This window comes from Sphingobacterium kyonggiense, assembly GCF_039536825.1.
GTDB lineage: Bacteria > Bacteroidota > Bacteroidia > Sphingobacteriales > Sphingobacteriaceae > Sphingobacterium > Sphingobacterium kyonggiense.
The window spans coordinates 260612-276191 of record NZ_BAAAZI010000012.1; the positions used below are offsets into that span (position 1 = coordinate 260612).

The following is a 15580-nucleotide window of genomic DNA, read 5'->3' on the forward strand; positions in this document are numbered from 1 at the left end:
TCGATTTATTATCCTTATTCGATAACCAGTTTTCGGATGCGTGCATTACTCCAATCAGCGATATAGATATCGCCTTGTTCATTTACCGCAACCCCCCAAGGTTGGTTGAATTGAGACTCGGCAGGTCCACCGTCCTTATATCCTGCTGTACCTGGTTGTCCAGCTACAGTTTTAACGATATTATCAGGAGTCACCATACGGATACAGTGGTTACCATAATCTGCTACGAACATATTACCGTCGTTATCAAACTTGATATCCTTTGGATAGTTGAATAAGGCATCTTCGATCGGTCCATCACGAAATCCGCTACCACCTGGTGCATTCATACGTTTAAATCCGCCAGTACCATTTGGATCACGAAGATCCAAGACAGAAATACCTTGTCTGAATTCAGTAGGGGTCGCATTTGAGTGTAAGGTCATGTATAATAACCATGGTTTTTTCGGGTTAATCGCTTGTCCATATTGCGAGCCGTAAGGCCCTTGGTGAACGATTTTTGCTTCCATGGTTTCAGGATTGATCTTAGCGATCTTACCATCACGATAGCGTGTATATAAATGACCATCATAAGGGCAGAAAGTCACAAAGTTTTTATAACGATCGGCATCTACAATGGATTGAAGATCCGCAGTTGAGAATTTCACATTACGCTGGCGCGGGTACCAAGCTTCTCTTGGGTCAAACGTAAAGATTACTTCTTTGGTGGATTCATGAGCAGCGGTTAACATACCTGTTGCACGATCAACTGTAAGGCCATTGGCAAATAAAATACGCGTAGTAGATGGTGCTTCAATTAGTGGTGTTACAATATTCTGTTTTTCGTTGATGCGGGCAATCCCAAATGTTGCCGGTGATCCGCCATCGCGCCAAGACATGAAGATATTACCTTCAGCATCAAGTTCCAGGTATTTACCATAAACCTCAGCTTCAGACAGCATGCCTGGTTTGAAGTTTTTCTTTCCGTTTCCGGTTACTGTGCTGACCTGTGCTTGCGTATGGTAAATAAATGAATTTTCATATACCACAGAGTCTTTCCCAATTACTATGGAGATTTTTGGTTCTTCTCCAGGCAAACGCGGAACTATAGCATAAATTCGGTCACCATTGCTGGACACAATGGAAGCTTTCGCATTATTGAAATAAACTTTAATTTTTGAAGGATCCGTACCGAAGTTTTCACCATCTAATAAAATCTTGGTTCTTGCCCCTCCTTCTAATGGATAAAATGATTTGAGTACAACAGGTTTGCTTGGATCATACTCAGCCTTCTGCTTGGACACCTCATCTTTACAGCCTGTAAAAAACAGGGTAAACATGATCGTCAAGGTTAATAAATTAAGAATTTTCATAACTTGGCTAGTTAAAATGTATTTAAAAAAATTACAAAATTACGCTTGGTTGTTGGTTAATATATAACACAATGTAAGTGAAATACAGTAAACATGCAATAAGGATAAATTTTTCATATATATGTTTTGGTTGATATGTGGTCTTCAAAAGACAGCACAAACGTAGGAAAATATGCTTTTAATTAGGTTTAATTGGTGTTATTATATCGTTAAGCTTATATTAAGCAATTGCTAATCTTTTTCAAAAACGACTATATTTATGTTAAATAATGCATTTATGTAACATTAAAAAAATAAAGAAAATAAAAGCAATATCAAGCAGGGACTTAAATTTTATGCGAGAAAACATAATTAATTATTAGAATAAATCTACAGAAACACCAATTCTAAAGACAGCTATTAAAAAATATAAAGTTTAGGGCAAATTTAGCTATGCATAGTCATTAATGGGAATCGGGGAAAATCGGCTAACTCAATAGCTTTCGATTCATTTAAATAAATGAAAAACAAAGACTATCTCGTTTTTCTGAAATCAAATATTTTTAACCTCTTTTGAAACTCACGTGCTTTATGAGTTAATGGAAGTATTACGCTACATTTTATCAAAACAGGGCATTGAAAATTGAAAAGACTTTAAGAAACAAGGGAATTAACATGCAAGGATACCCTATTTAAGGAGCATCATGTTAAGAATAACCCGTATTAAAAATGGATTGAAATTTACTCCGATTTTTTCCTTAGGACTTGAACGACAGACCTCAATTTACCTTCTTGTTTTTTCATCAAATAGATGGATAGAAAAATAACAGATGCCATTATAAACACGCGTAAGGAGAAATCAAGAGGATTGACTGCATGGAGTACCATAGGTAATATGCTCATGGCATAAGCCGGAGGGAGGTTCATTTTCATCAAGCGTAATAAACCATATACGGTGAAGAAACTAAGCAACACACTCATGGCAGGATATTCTATATGACTAAAAAAATAGGATCCAGCCAACGCAGCAATACTCAGCACAACAATTTGCCTAATCCCAATTTTAATGGTGAAATTGGATTTATGGGAATTTTCAAGACCCACCACAATAACAGGAGGTATTGCAGCCATTTCAATATGGCCAGTCCAATAACATACGCTAAACCACATGAGAATTATAAGCCCATAGGTCATCATTCCTAATTTGGGTACAGCAAAGGAATGTTCATTTTTAACCGACCGACCATCACGGATAAGTACTGAAATGGCCAATAGTAAGGTAAAGAAAACGATGGACCAAAGAAATAGATAGGAGGTGCAATTGGTCACAATGGGCAATAAAGCTGTTGCCAATGCAGGTGCCAAGAAATTTTTCGCGATAAATAACAAAGTAATGGTAAATGCTATTGCTATAATTAATTTGACAAGGAGCGGAAGGGCAAGCATGTTGATAAAGAATCCAGCTATTGCCGTAGCAGTTGGAAGTTTGAATAGATCCCAAGGCTTTGCTCTCCATTCACTATTCATATAAACTAGGCATCCAATGGAGAGAGCCGCTAATTCAGGAAGAATAATCTCTCTGTCTTCAAAGAAATATGCTGTAAAAACCATAAACAGAACCATGGCAGCACCTTTTCCGTAGCGGATAAAACCTCGTTGTTCTTTAATAAAACTCGAAGTTTTGTCTTTCAAGTATTTCATCTAATTCAATTTCAATTGGATGTACTTGTTAATTGTATAAGCGTTAGGAGATTGATAAACACTTAGGCCGTAATGATACATCCTATTATTCCCGGGAGCAAAGGTACTGTTCTTCAGTTTATTTCAAATAAATTTAACATTAAATAAATGCTATAAGTTTATCTTAGACCTGTCGACACAATTCAAATTGTTAGGAGACTTTATCGAAAACACAAAGTAGATTTGAGGAGAAAACGGAGAAATTAGGTCCTTTTTCTAATTTTAGCGGTCAATTTTCCTTAAAATAGATATCTTTATGGTCCGTAAAGTACAGTAATTGTGAAAAGCAAGAACGCACTAATTTAGAATTATAAAAATAGTATGAAAAGAAGGAACTAATATTCAGGATGCAAATAAAATCTTGGTAATAATTTTTGCTATTTTACGTTAAATAGAATGAAAATCCAGAATTAGTATAGAACTAATGCGACTAAACTAAAGTTACAAACCCTTAAAAAAAAGATCAATCAAATTGACATTATGAGCAAGAAGAAAGACAATTCCAGGTGGTTACATGTTGCCATTTCCTGGGGAGCAAGTATCGTAATTATTGGTGTTATGTTTAAGATCCTTCACATAGGTGGATCGATGGCAAATTACATCATTGGTATCGGATTAACAGTTGAGGCATTACTGTTTTTCTTAATGGGTTTCAACCCACCTCCCGCAGACCCAGATTGGGCAAAAGTTTATCCTGAATTGGATGACAACTTCAATGGAGAAACTCCGAACCGTTCGGTTCAGGTAGTAAACCAAGCATCCGCACCTTCAACAACCGCAGCTTTGGATAAAATGTTCGCAGATGCAAACATTGAACCAGCCACTATCGAGAGCCTAGGTAGAGGTCTTCGTGATTTTGGAGAGAAGGTTTCTGCCATTAACAAGATGTCGGATGTATCTGTAGCTACTGATGAATTTGCACAGAAACTACGTTTAGCTACATCGAAATTTGACGGCTTAAGTGTGGCTTTCGAAAAGGCTTCTGCTAATTTAGTTGCTTTATCAAACACGAATTCGGACACAGGTAATTACCATGAGCAAGTAACGAATTTGACAAACAACTTAAGACAGTTAAATAGCATGTATGAGAAAGAATTACGTGATTCTTCAGCTCACCTACAGTCTATGAACAGTTTCTATGAGAATTTAAACTTTACCATGAAAAACTTCAATGAATCCATAGATGACTCTAAAGCATTCAAAGAAGAAGTTAATAAATTGGCTAAGAACCTCAACGCATTAAATGCCGTATATGGTAATATGTTGACTGCCATGAATCAACCGAGAGTTTAATTCATCCCTGTTTAATATAAAAACCAAAAAATGGCATTAGGAAAAGAAACGCCAAGGCAGCGGATGATCAACATCTTGTATCTGGTCCTGCTGGCCTTGCTTGCATTAAATGTACCTGACTCGATATTGGATGCCTTTAAAAACATCAATAACAGTTTAGAAACATCCAAATCAAACGTCAGTAATTCGGTACAACAGTTATTTCAAGCTTTTGAAAGTACCAAATTAAAAGATGAGCCTGATCGTGCAAAACCGATCTACGACAAGGCTAAAAACGCATCTGCAATTATCGCAGACTTAAATCAATACATCAACGGCATTAAGGAAGAATTTGTCAACCAAGGTGGCGGTTATGATGAAAAAACCGGTGATCTAAAAATGCGGGAGAACGAAGACATCGCTCCTAATATGATGATCAACCAAAAGAAAGGAAAGGAACTTAAGGATAAAATCAATGGCACTCGAGCTAAATTATTAGCCTTGTTGACACCTGAAGAACAGAAATCTGTTTCCTTTTCATTAGAGGCTAATGATCCTGAAAAGCCTGTCAATGGGAAACGTCAATGGGAGGAGATTAACTTTGGTTCAGGTACTCCACTGACAGCTGCGATGACTATTTTGACCAAAATCCAGACTGATGCACAAAATGCGGAGTCTGACATGGTGAAACTAATCTTAGGCAAAATGGACCAAGCAGTCGTTAACTTGGATAAGTTTGCAGCAGTTGCTGTTGCACCAACATCTTATCTGGTACAGGGACAGCCTTATAGTGCAGAGGTATTCTTAACGGCTTCTGATTCGAAATCTCAACCAAGCATTACTGTTAATGGTAGTAACCTGGATGTGGTTGACGGAAAAGGCGTATACCGTGCGGCTACAAATCAAGAAGGTATATTTACTTGGACAGGTATCATCAAGGTGAAACAAACTGATGGTAGCATCAAGGAATACCGTACGCCTGCACAGACTTACCAAGTTGCAAGACCTTCAGCAGTAGTATCTCCTGACAAAATGAATGTGCTTTATATCGGTGTTAACAATCCGATTTCAGTATCTGCACCTGGGACACCAACCAACAAGATTAAAGTAAATATGTCTGGTGGAAGTATCTCCGGATCAGGTGGTAAATACAATGTTCGCGTGAGCTCACCTGGTACTGCACGTATTGCTGTTTCAGCAGAAGTTGCTCCAGGAAAAACACAAACTTTAAGCACTACAGAGTTCCGCGTGAAGAGAATTCCAGATCCAATTGCACAATTTGCAGGAAAGACTGGAGGCTCTATGGCTACTGTTGCCATCAAAGCGCAAAATGCCATCTTTGCAAAGCTAGATAACTTCGATTTCGATGCATCCTTTAAAGTAACCAAATTCACGTTGATTATTGCTAAACCACGCGCAGATGCAATTGTACTTTCCACTTCTGGAAATCAATTAAATTCATCTATGCGTTCAGCAATGAACGGGATTGGCCCAGGAACGCGTGTGATTTTTGATAATATTATCGCAGTAGGTCCTGATGGATCACCTAGGCAATTAAATGCTGTAGCTTTAACAGCGAACTAATTAAAGTAATATAAAAAAAGGACTCATCTTTCACAGGGTGAGTCCTTTTTTTGTTTCCGGGTTTCGAATAGACTACATTAATACATATGGTTAGAATCAATAATTAAGGTTTAGCCTTAATGTTAAACGCCCATTAACCTATCGAATACTTTAGCTATAAGAGTATATCAGAATTGGAATAAGTCCTTAATAAAGGACATGTTTTCATTTGAAAATTCGAAATATTAAGGCACAAAAAAAGCTGCACCTCAATGAGGTGCAGCTTTTTTTTATCGAGTTAATTACTTTCTGTAGACTCTTCTGTTCCTTGCTGATAAAGCTGATTTTGTTGTTCTTGCAATTGCTTTTCGCGTTGTTCACGACGCATTTGCTGTTGTTGTTCTTCTTGTTCAGCTTGCTCCTTCAAGAGTTTTTCTTCTTCTTGTATTTTCAAGTCGCGCTCATAACCTTCTAGATTCTCCGTTTTCACACCTTTAGGGTTTTTCCAAAGGCGTCTCTTATACGTATCGATTTTATCCTCGATTGCTTTAGAATCATTTTGCAGGCTATCTGCCGCTGCAAGTTCAGCTTGTTGCAACATACCTGGTGAAGATTCACGAATGATCTTACTCGCGAATTTACGCTGTACAAAAAGATCATCCATGGTCATATCATACAATCCTTTATCTGGATCTGATATATCTACTTTTACAAGTGCATAGCGTAGTTGTGGGAAATACAACCAGAATGCAGGTGTAGAACCTACTGTTGCTGCTAAATCAGATGAAGTTGTAATGTCCATTAAAGGTGCTACACCAATAATACGGGTCTCTAAACGGCCACGTTGTTTGTCGAAGAAAATATCCTCTTTGACTCTAAATTTGGTTACACGCTCTGGATTAAATTCATTCAAGGTCATTCTAGAATCAATTTGATTTCCTTCATCATCAAAGATTGGGACTAGAACGCTATCTGCAAAACGCGCCATACCTTCTCTTGCTGAAAGTTTTCCTTTGAAAGAATCATCTTCAGGACTATACGGTGTTAATTTTCCTTTCTCAATTGCTTTCATGATAACTTCCATCAAGGAGTTTCCAGGAACAGCATAAATAAAATTACGTTCATCCTTAAGGTCGATATCACGCCACACACGTTTATAGAAACGGATGTTCTTCACATTGACCTCCGGAAAAGCGAAAGGAACGGCATCTTCTAAGTTATTAACTTGAAAATATCCATCTGTAGTTGGTATAGTATCCATCAAAGGCTCCCCTTGAGCAGTTGTGTCGAGCATTTGAATTTGGGTATTTTGTTGACCCTGAGTAACCGGTACAGTATCTATTATTTGAGCCATGACTGGGCTAATTCCCATTGCTACGGCTACAAGTAAAAACCATTTTTTCATAATACAAATCTTTTAATCGTCATTATTAATATTTCCGTGTCTTACTTTGTACTGTCGGCATTTCAAATGCAGACATGACACAACGGAAACCGATATAAGAGTGCGGCTCATAGTCTACAGAATAGTTTCTGGTTTCACTATTTAACTGCTCTCCATTATCTTTCCAAGAACCACCACGCACCACCTTACGTTTTAAAGCATCTGCATCTTTTTCATCCGCATCATATAACAACACTGGATTTAAGTCGTTCACAAAAGCTACTGCTGAAGGGCTATAAGCATCTAAAGTCCATTCAGACACATTACCAGCCATATTATAAATACCGAATGCATTTGGTAAATAAGATTTAACCGGCAATGTAAAAGTAGCACCATCTCTTGAATAGGTACCCTCGCCCTGCTTGTAGTTCACTGCTAATTTTTCTTTTCCATTATCACCATCAATGGTCATACGTTTTCCAGCAATGGTATCGCGAGGATCAATCTTACCTTCAGCGGCATATTGCCATTGCGCCTCAGTAGGCAAACTAAATGTCAATTGGTATCCACTTAAATAAGAATTCTTCATCACATTCGCCATCATTTCCTTACCTCTCCAATCCGTAAATGCACGAGCTTGTCTCCAAGTCACACCTACTACAGGATAATAATCAAATGATTGGTGCGAGAAATAGTTTGCATCAAGTGATGTTAATTGCGCATTTGGAAAATCTTTAGACCAGATATCCTCAGCTGGCATAACAGAAACAGTTTCTGTTACATATTCCTTTTTCAAGTTACCTTTAGTTTTCAAGAAAGAGAATGTGTATTTAACCACATCTGCGTTTAATGATCGGTTATAGCCTTTCATTACAAGCATAGGCATCAGTTTTTCAGTGATGCTTGGGTCTTGACTCTTCCAAATAGGCGAAATACGATTCACTTTTTTCCAGTCAATACGTTTGCTTGATCCATCCTCTGATGCAATGTCCAAGAAGTATTGGTCATCTTGAAGGTAATCTGTAACAGCAATGGAATCTGCTACCCAATTGACAAATTTTCGATATTGTTTATTCGTCACTTCGGCTTCATCAATAAAAAATGCACTTAAGCTAACGTTCTTGCCTACATTTCCACTATCTAAAGATCCTTTGAATAAAATAGTTCCTGAAGGAACATAAACCATACCCGGAGGCGGAGGAAGCTTTCCTCCACGAAAGGCAGAAACCTTCGGGGCTTTATATAAATTACCTGAGGATGTACAACCGACCACACTCAACAAAGCGGCTAAGCATAAGGCGCCATTAATCCTACTTAGGAATGGACTTTTCATATTTCGTTGTTTTTGATTATATGTTACTTGCGTTAATTCTAATTAGCTTCTTCTGATTATTCTATTTTCTATGAAACAAGGCATATTTCAATCCCACAGAGATATAACCATAATGGTCATCTTTCTTGTTTACAACGGCATCCAAATTATCTTTGGTCGTTACTGTGTGTTGATAATTGACATTAACCGCCCATTGAGGTCCATATAATGTTCTTCCAAAAGGAATATCAACACCAACATTCAAAGGCACAACAAAGTTTATCCCGTCTAATTCCTCGGAAATGTGACCTCCCATTCCTTCTATAGCAGTACGATAATTGGAAGATATGTTGGCAACAATATCATTTTTCATAAATCCTGCTCCAGCACCTACATAAAGGTTAGCCAATATTTTATGAAAAGGACTAGCTTGAAGATTATAATAACTGTAGTTATCAGGAAGCCCCATAAATTGACCCATTCTTAATTTTGCATTGGCATTAAATGCCCAATATTTATTTTTGAAGTCACTTTCATAACCATGGCCTTTTAATGCACCACGCTCTGCATGTACACCTACAGATATAAAAGGAGTTATTAATCCGTCCACATCAACGTGACCAGCATATTGCGCTTGAACATTTGCTAAATCTGTTAGGTTGATGGTAGTACCACCGCCAATACCAACACTCACAGGGCGCGAGAATTGAGCATGCGCTACTCCAAAGCTGCCTAATGACAAGAGAAGTAACGAAAAAATGGTTTTTTTCATGTTTCAGTTTTCTTTTTTAATAAACTTACATCTTTATTTAGACGTTATCGACAGCTAAATATTATGATGTGATTAAACTTTAGTGTATTCCAAAATGGATTAGTCGATAAAACAACGCCACTGCGCTGTCACAAGAATCTTACCAAAAATAGCAATTCTTAACTTAATCTACCCATTTTAACAATTTTATAACCTCAGTCATAAAAATAGGATTACGTTGAAAATTCAATCAAAATCACGTATTGAAATCAATCAGCCGTCATAAATGAAAGGTTAACACTTGGCATATAACGTATTATTCGAGAAACTTCTTTATCGCTATCTAAGTCCTCCCTAAAATCATGGAATTGTACTATACAAGGTCGATTACAATAAAATCTGTACTAAATAGAAAAGGCCAAATACAATAAACTTATCTAAAAAATAAGAAAAGCTTTATTTAGAATTATTATAAATAAAATACATTTACCTATATTTGCAGCGAATCGACCTGTTAACAGTAAAGAATGAAACATTATCCTTCATTGGTCTCTAATATTTTGTTGCTTATTTTATTAACAACAACAAGCTCCTTATTTGCACAAACGAAAGTGCTAAAAGGTCGAATTATCAATGAAAAAAATCAAGGCATTGCAAATGCGTCTATTAAGATTCCTGATTTAGGAATACAGCTTTATACGGATAGTCTAGGAAATTATAGCCTTCAGATCAACAATAAAATAGCGGATCGCACGGTAGTTACTTATTCCTTTCTTGGGAAAGAAACAGAATCAAGAGAGTATAATTTACAAAAGATAAATTCCTTTCCAGCTATTTTGTTGAAGAATTCAACTTTTGCATTGGATGAAATCACCGTACAAGCAAAACAGGGACAAAAAAGTAATTCCTCTTTGTTAATAAATAGGGATATGATTGAGCGCTATCCTTCTTTAAGTTTGAATGACATTTTAAATTTCCTTCCCAATCGTCGTATCATGGCACCCTCTGTTCAATCCATGCAGAATGTAAACCTTCGGGGAGCCTTTGCGGAGACAAGTGGATCTGCCAGAAATGTCAATCAAATGAACAATGCCTTCGGTACAGCCATCATTATGGATGATATGGTGCTTAGCAACAATTCAAACATGCAGAGTCGCAATCCAAATATCACCGGTTTATCACGAGCAAACTTATCAGTAAGTAGTTCAGATTATAATATTGGTGGAGATAATATTGCATCCAATTATAGTGGAGAAAGTGCTTTTGGAGGTGTCGATATCCGTCAAATTCCTACGGAGAGTATAGAAAACATTGAAGTAATTTCAGGGGTAGCTCCAGTACGTTATGGTGATATTACCGATGGGGCGATTATTGTAGAAAGACAAGCCGGAAGCACACCTGCATTTTTCAGATTACAAACCAGAAATGATGCTACATCTTATGGAATGTCCAAGGGGTTTAAGTTATCTCCATCACTTGGACACCTAAATTTAGATTTATCCTATGTCAATTCCTATGCAGATAATCGGGATAAGCTAAAACAATATGAGCGTATTAATGGTTCGGCAATCTGGACCATCCGATATGGTAATTCGGACAAATGGAAACAGACTATATCAGGTACTTACAACAAGACTTTAGATGGTGTTAATAAAGATCCAGATGATCCTGAATCTACTGCAGTAACCTTTGGAGGATGGAACTACAGCGTTTCTTCGCGATTGAGCTACCAACCTAACGGATCTTTTTTGAAGCATATAGGATTTAATATAGGCCTGCAAGAAGGTCACCAGGTATCCTATCGAGAATACTATTACAACGATGCCTATGTCCTTTACACTGACACAACAGGAACTGGTGTCGTAGAAGGAACTTATGACACTGGCCAGTATACCGCTATAAATCATATCGACGGAAGGCCAATAAGCATTAATGGTCGACTTGAAGCTAATGCAGTTGCAAAATTAGCAGGCTTAACACACTACCTCAATTTTGGGACAAATGTAGACTATTCGAAAAATAATGGTCTTGGACGCATAAGTGATCCAAGTAGACCAAATAAAGGGATAGGTCAATATTCAGAACGTTATTATGATTATTCCTTATTACATCCTTCCTGGAATATTGGGTTTTATTTGGAAGATAGAATTAATGCTAAGTTAGCGGGAAAACCATTGAACATTACAGCAGGGGTTCGTATGGATTTGCAAAATGGACATCCTTCTATTTCCCCAAGAACAAACTTGAATTACAAATTTAATGACCACAGCAGCTTAGGTCTAGCTTATGGTTTAGGATTTAAGTCTCCTAGTTTGGCTCACCTTTATCCAGGCCCTACATTTATGGAAACCATCTTACTAAATGCTTATAATGGACTAGTCAATGAGAGTACCAACCGAATTTTTGTTTACAGATTTGACCCTAAATCTGAACAGTTAAAACCGCAGTTCTCCCAAACTTTGGAAGCAACTTTCAGGTATGCAAAAGATGGTCATCATTTAGCATTTAATACTTACTACAAAGCAAATCGCAGGGGGTTTAATTCAACTAGTTTTAGAGAAATAATTGAATTACCAAAATACGAGGCTATTGCAAGACCTGGAGAAAAACCATTGGTTGAGCAAATTGGGAGTACAAAATACTTCATAAGACCATCTCAAATCTTAAATGCCAATGACATTGACAACCTTGGTTTTGAAGTCATGTATTCGACCCCAAAAATACCGGCTATATATACCTCTTTCAATATTGCAGGAGGATTTACCAGTAGTGCCAATCAAGATTATTATAATTCCGAAAAAGAGTATAATGGAGAAGGGTCTGACCCCAAAGATATAACCATCGGAATATACCTTCCATTGAAGAGAAAAAATTTCTTTAGCCAAGGCCGAATGGGTTCTTCGACTCATTTCCCAAAACTACGCCTCATTGTTGAAATGATTGCAGATTTTCAATTGATAAATGTGCAGAAGACCGTTAAGAGCCAATATTATCCATTGGCTTATTATACGCGTGATATGGAATATGTGGCTGTCGACCAATTCGACATCAATAATCCGCAGCATGCATTTTTATATGATCAACGCAAGAAAGAATTTGAAGAAGCTAACGATAAAGGCAACCTTCTTTACGGCAATTTCCATTTAAATGTGGCTAAAGAAATTGGCGATAAACTTCGATTATCCTTCAATGTATATAACTTTTTGGATTACCAACCTCGTATTCGTCGTTCCTCCGGAACTTCCTTATCTGTACTTACACCAAACATGCCTCCAAACTATGGAGCTCAAATAACGTATAAATTTTAACTCATCATGAAAAAAATACTTTTATTCTTCAGTGCCCTAGCAATTTTTGCTTCTTGTTCAAAAGATGGTCCAGAAACCGCAACTGCCAATCTTGACTTACAACTTTCCTATGCTAACGAATCCTATAATACAGCGTTAAAAGATAAAGAAGTTACCATTCGATTTAAAAATCTTCTAAATGGATCTATTTCTGAAGTAAAACAAAAGAATGGTTTAATTCAAATTCCTAACCTTTCTCCTGGTTCCTATGATTTAGAGGCAAGCATTACTTTTACTCAAGACGAGTTTAAGTTATTGACAAATGAGGATATCAATATGACAAGCATTACCTTCAATGCTTCCGCAAAAAAAGTTGAGATCATCAATAACAAGGAGTTACAATTGGAATTGGTTGCCGGTGTTATGGGGGACTTTATCATCAAGCAAATCTATTATGCTGGATCAGACAGAACCAATGGCGCAATTTTTAGAGATCAATTCTTTGAAATCTATAATAACACCGATCAAGTATTATATGCTGACAGTCTTTATTTCGGACGTTTATGGGGTAAACAAACACCATCTGATACAAAACATCACTTTCAGCCAAATGGTCAATTTGACTGGTCAAAATCCGCTGATATGACTATGGGAAATGCAGCAAATACAGATTACGTTTATTTAAGAGACCTATTCATGATTCCAGGTACAGGTAAAACTTATCCTATTCAACCAGGAGAAAGTATAGTAATTGCGCAAAATGCTTTGAATCATAAAGTACCTTTCACAGGAAATAACGGAAAGGAAGTTTCTGTAAAAGACCCATCACTGACAGTTGATCTTAGCAAAGCAAATTTTGAGGTTTACTATGGTGATCTTCCTGGTGAAACTCCTTTTGCATCGGATATTAATAATCCAAATGTCCCAAATGTAGAGGTGATTAATTATCAAGGAAATGATTGGTTATTGGATAACCTGGGAAGAGATAGTTATTATATTTTTAAAGGAAAAACGCGTGCAGAGGTTTTAGCATTAAAGAGTTATGCGGCTCCGACTACTGCTCTTCCTGGACCAGACGCGACTAAGTATCGTCAATTACCAATTTCTTGGATTCTAGATGGTGTGGAAGTTCAGCCGAATGTTGAAAGCAGTCAGATTCCAAAAAAATTAAATGCCTTTATTGATGCTGGATTCCAAGTTGTTCCAAATGGTGCCTACTCATCTCAATCCATTATTCGCAAAACCGAAAGTCAAGTTGGGGGACGTAAGATTCTACAAGACAGCAACAACTCTAGCAATGACTTTATCAGCATAAAAGCTGAACCAAGGGCATTTGCAAACTAATAATTTAAGGGAGCAGAAGGTTCTAAACGTTTTGCTCCCCTATTTTGACTACTCCAATCCATGAAAATACAGTTCAAATTATATTCCATCAGTCTTTTATTAAGTCTCTGCAGCCTATCTTCTTTGAAAGCACAAGAAAATATAGATTACATCGAGAATTGGAACCTCAAGCAGACTTATGAATATCTTCTAAAAAACCGAGTTTGGATAAAGGAAGGTATTAAGGATAATTTCAGCTTTTTGGAATTAGATGGTAAATATGAAAAAGGTAATTGGATGGAGGCACAAGATGCCAATCAGATTAGACAACTAACCTTTAAAACGGAAGGTAAACATGATCTGGGAAACTTTTCTGTTTGGGGAAATTTCCAATATAGTCGAACCATGGAGGACAGTGTGCAACTACGTCATCAATCCCGTATTAATCCTGATGCGCCTTTATATTTCGGTTCATTACGCAAAAATTACTATGAACGCGACCTCTACAAGATCAATGGTGTAGTGCGTTATGATTTTGCAGATGGAGCAATGCCACTTGCTGTCGATTTTGATTATCGCGTTGGGAATCATTTTTCCAATAATGACCCAAGAGCAAGAATAGCTGATTATCAATTCAACTCCAAGTTCTTTGTGGGTAGAAAGTTCAATCAATTTGACATTTATTTATCTGGACTTTACGGATACGGTCGAGAACGTGTGGGCGTAGGCTACAAAAACGACCAACACATGAACAATACATCAGATCCATTATATGTCAATTGGTTAATGAACGGATTCGGTCGAACAAATCAACAGATTCGAGATATGAATTATAACGATGACATGGATCGTTATGGCATCAGCCTATTGGCATCGACATCGATTAATCCTCATCATAAATTGAATGGTAAAGTAGAATATATCAAAGAAACTCAACTTTTCAAGTTCTTTGACAGCAGTCCAGAAACCTTTACAAGGCTTAATAAATATAATCGACAATCCATATCAGCCGATATTCTATGGAATACCACCTTTACTAATCCGAATAGGAACAGCTCGTTCCGACTACAATTAGAAAACATTCAAGGGGATGATTTCAATTATTCCATTAGCAGCAACAACTATGTCTATTTGGAAAACAAGGCCATATTAGAAACTGTACAAGGTTGGAATAAATGGCAAGCGAAGGCAGCAATCACCTATTTACAGCGAGATTCTGAGGATGGATCAATGGGTATAAACCTCGCTTATACACATGTACTCCCCTCTTTGAATTTAGGATATACTTTTGATCTAGCTGAAAAACATAGGCTTCAACCGAGTATAGGTTTTTCTTATCGCAAGGTTTTAAATGAACTTTTCAAATATCCTGCTATTAGTCCAGGCATATTTACTGATGTCATCATGTTGAAGAATTACAATTTCTTTAGCACAGCCGCTTCACAATTTAGCTTTGCTTTAGACTATCAATTCAGAAAATCCTCTTCTACCGCATTTCATATTGGTTTTCATAGCGATTATTACAAACGTGCTGCCCAAAATACAGCAAACCCTTACTATCAATTTATTGGGAAGGATAGGCTAAACAGTAGACTTACTTTTTCGGTGTATTTTTAA

10 protein-coding genes are annotated in these 15580 nt (G+C 37.0%); 5 read left to right on the forward strand and 5 right to left on the reverse strand.

Translation table 11 applies throughout. From position 1 onward, the window contains the following. Positions 1-14 precede the first annotated feature (14 nt). Together ABD676_RS15820 and ABD676_RS15825 are read right to left on the reverse strand one after the other, a co-directional pair. Positions 15-1352, reverse strand: a complete 1338-nt coding sequence (locus ABD676_RS15820) for an IPT/TIG domain-containing protein (protein ID WP_344675705.1) — start codon at positions 1350-1352, stop codon at positions 15-17. A 720-nt stretch (positions 1353-2072) separates the two neighbouring features. Then, positions 2073-3032, reverse strand: a complete 960-nt coding sequence (locus ABD676_RS15825) for a hypothetical protein (protein ID WP_344675706.1) — start codon at positions 3030-3032, stop codon at positions 2073-2075. A 519-nt stretch (positions 3033-3551) separates the two neighbouring features. Here ABD676_RS15825 and porL point away from each other — a divergent pair. Beyond that, entirely contained in the window at positions 3552-4364 is an 813-nt protein-coding gene (gene porL / locus ABD676_RS15830) for a type IX secretion system motor protein PorL/GldL (RefSeq protein ID WP_344675707.1), read from the forward strand. A 30-nt stretch (positions 4365-4394) separates the two neighbouring features. Then, entirely contained in the window at positions 4395-5927 is a 1533-nt protein-coding gene (porM, locus tag ABD676_RS15835; protein WP_344675708.1) for a type IX secretion system motor protein PorM/GldM, read from the forward strand. A gap of 277 nt (positions 5928-6204) precedes the next feature. Here porM and porN read toward each other — a convergent pair whose 3' ends face one another. The 3 genes from porN to ABD676_RS15850 all read right to left on the reverse strand — a co-directional run bounded on the left by porN (position 6205) and on the right by ABD676_RS15850 (position 9374). Then, entirely contained in the window at positions 6205-7311 is a 1107-nt protein-coding gene (gene porN / locus ABD676_RS15840) for a type IX secretion system ring subunit PorN/GldN (RefSeq protein WP_344675709.1), read from the reverse strand. A 25-nt stretch (positions 7312-7336) separates the two neighbouring features. Further along, positions 7337-8623, reverse strand: coding sequence for a T9SS ring complex lipoprotein PorK/GldK (gene porK / locus ABD676_RS15845; RefSeq protein ID WP_344675710.1), 1287 nt, complete (start codon positions 8621-8623; stop codon positions 7337-7339). A gap of 61 nt (positions 8624-8684) precedes the next feature. Then, entirely contained in the window at positions 8685-9374 is a 690-nt protein-coding gene (locus ABD676_RS15850; protein ID WP_344675711.1) for an outer membrane beta-barrel protein, read from the reverse strand. A 506-nt stretch (positions 9375-9880) separates the two neighbouring features. Between ABD676_RS15850 and ABD676_RS15855 the strand changes: the two genes are divergently transcribed. Genes ABD676_RS15855 through ABD676_RS15865 form a run of 3 tightly spaced genes read left to right on the forward strand, consistent with a single transcriptional unit; the run spans position 9881 to position 15580 of the window. Beyond that, the gene (locus ABD676_RS15855) at positions 9881-12661 is read left to right on the forward strand and encodes a TonB-dependent receptor domain-containing protein (RefSeq protein ID WP_344675712.1); all 2781 of its coding nucleotides are present in this window, start codon (positions 9881-9883) and stop codon (positions 12659-12661) included. A gap of 6 nt (positions 12662-12667) precedes the next feature. Beyond that, complete coding sequence (locus ABD676_RS15860) at positions 12668-13984, forward strand: DUF4876 domain-containing protein (RefSeq protein WP_344675713.1); 1317 nt, start codon at positions 12668-12670, stop codon at positions 13982-13984. A 60-nt stretch (positions 13985-14044) separates the two neighbouring features. Next, positions 14045-15580 carry a DUF6850 family outer membrane beta-barrel protein gene (locus tag ABD676_RS15865; protein WP_344675714.1) on the forward strand — a complete coding sequence of 512 codons (1536 nt, stop codon included), beginning with the start codon at positions 14045-14047 and terminating at the stop codon, positions 15578-15580.

Bases quoted from the DNA above. Each gene is read 5' to 3' on its own strand.
- ABD676_RS15825 (WP_344675706.1), bottom strand. From the start codon at position 3,032: ATGAAATACTTGAAAGACAAAACTTCGAGTTTTATTAAAGAACAACGA.
- ABD676_RS15820 (WP_344675705.1), bottom strand. From the start codon at position 1,352: ATGAAAATTCTTAATTTATTAACCTTGACGATCATGTTTACCCTGTTT.
- ABD676_RS15865 (WP_344675714.1), top strand. From the start codon at position 14,045: ATGAAAATACAGTTCAAATTATATTCCATCAGTCTTTTATTAAGTCTC.
- porL (WP_344675707.1), top strand. From the start codon at position 3,552: ATGAGCAAGAAGAAAGACAATTCCAGGTGGTTACATGTTGCCATTTCC.
- porK (WP_344675710.1), bottom strand. From the start codon at position 8,623: ATGAAAAGTCCATTCCTAAGTAGGATTAATGGCGCCTTATGCTTAGCC.
- porM (WP_344675708.1), top strand. From the start codon at position 4,395: ATGGCATTAGGAAAAGAAACGCCAAGGCAGCGGATGATCAACATCTTG.
- ABD676_RS15850 (WP_344675711.1), bottom strand. From the start codon at position 9,374: ATGAAAAAAACCATTTTTTCGTTACTTCTCTTGTCATTAGGCAGCTTT.
- ABD676_RS15855 (WP_344675712.1), top strand. From the start codon at position 9,881: ATGAAACATTATCCTTCATTGGTCTCTAATATTTTGTTGCTTATTTTA.
- porN (WP_344675709.1), bottom strand. From the start codon at position 7,311: ATGAAAAAATGGTTTTTACTTGTAGCCGTAGCAATGGGAATTAGCCCA.
- ABD676_RS15860 (WP_344675713.1), top strand. From the start codon at position 12,668: ATGAAAAAAATACTTTTATTCTTCAGTGCCCTAGCAATTTTTGCTTCT.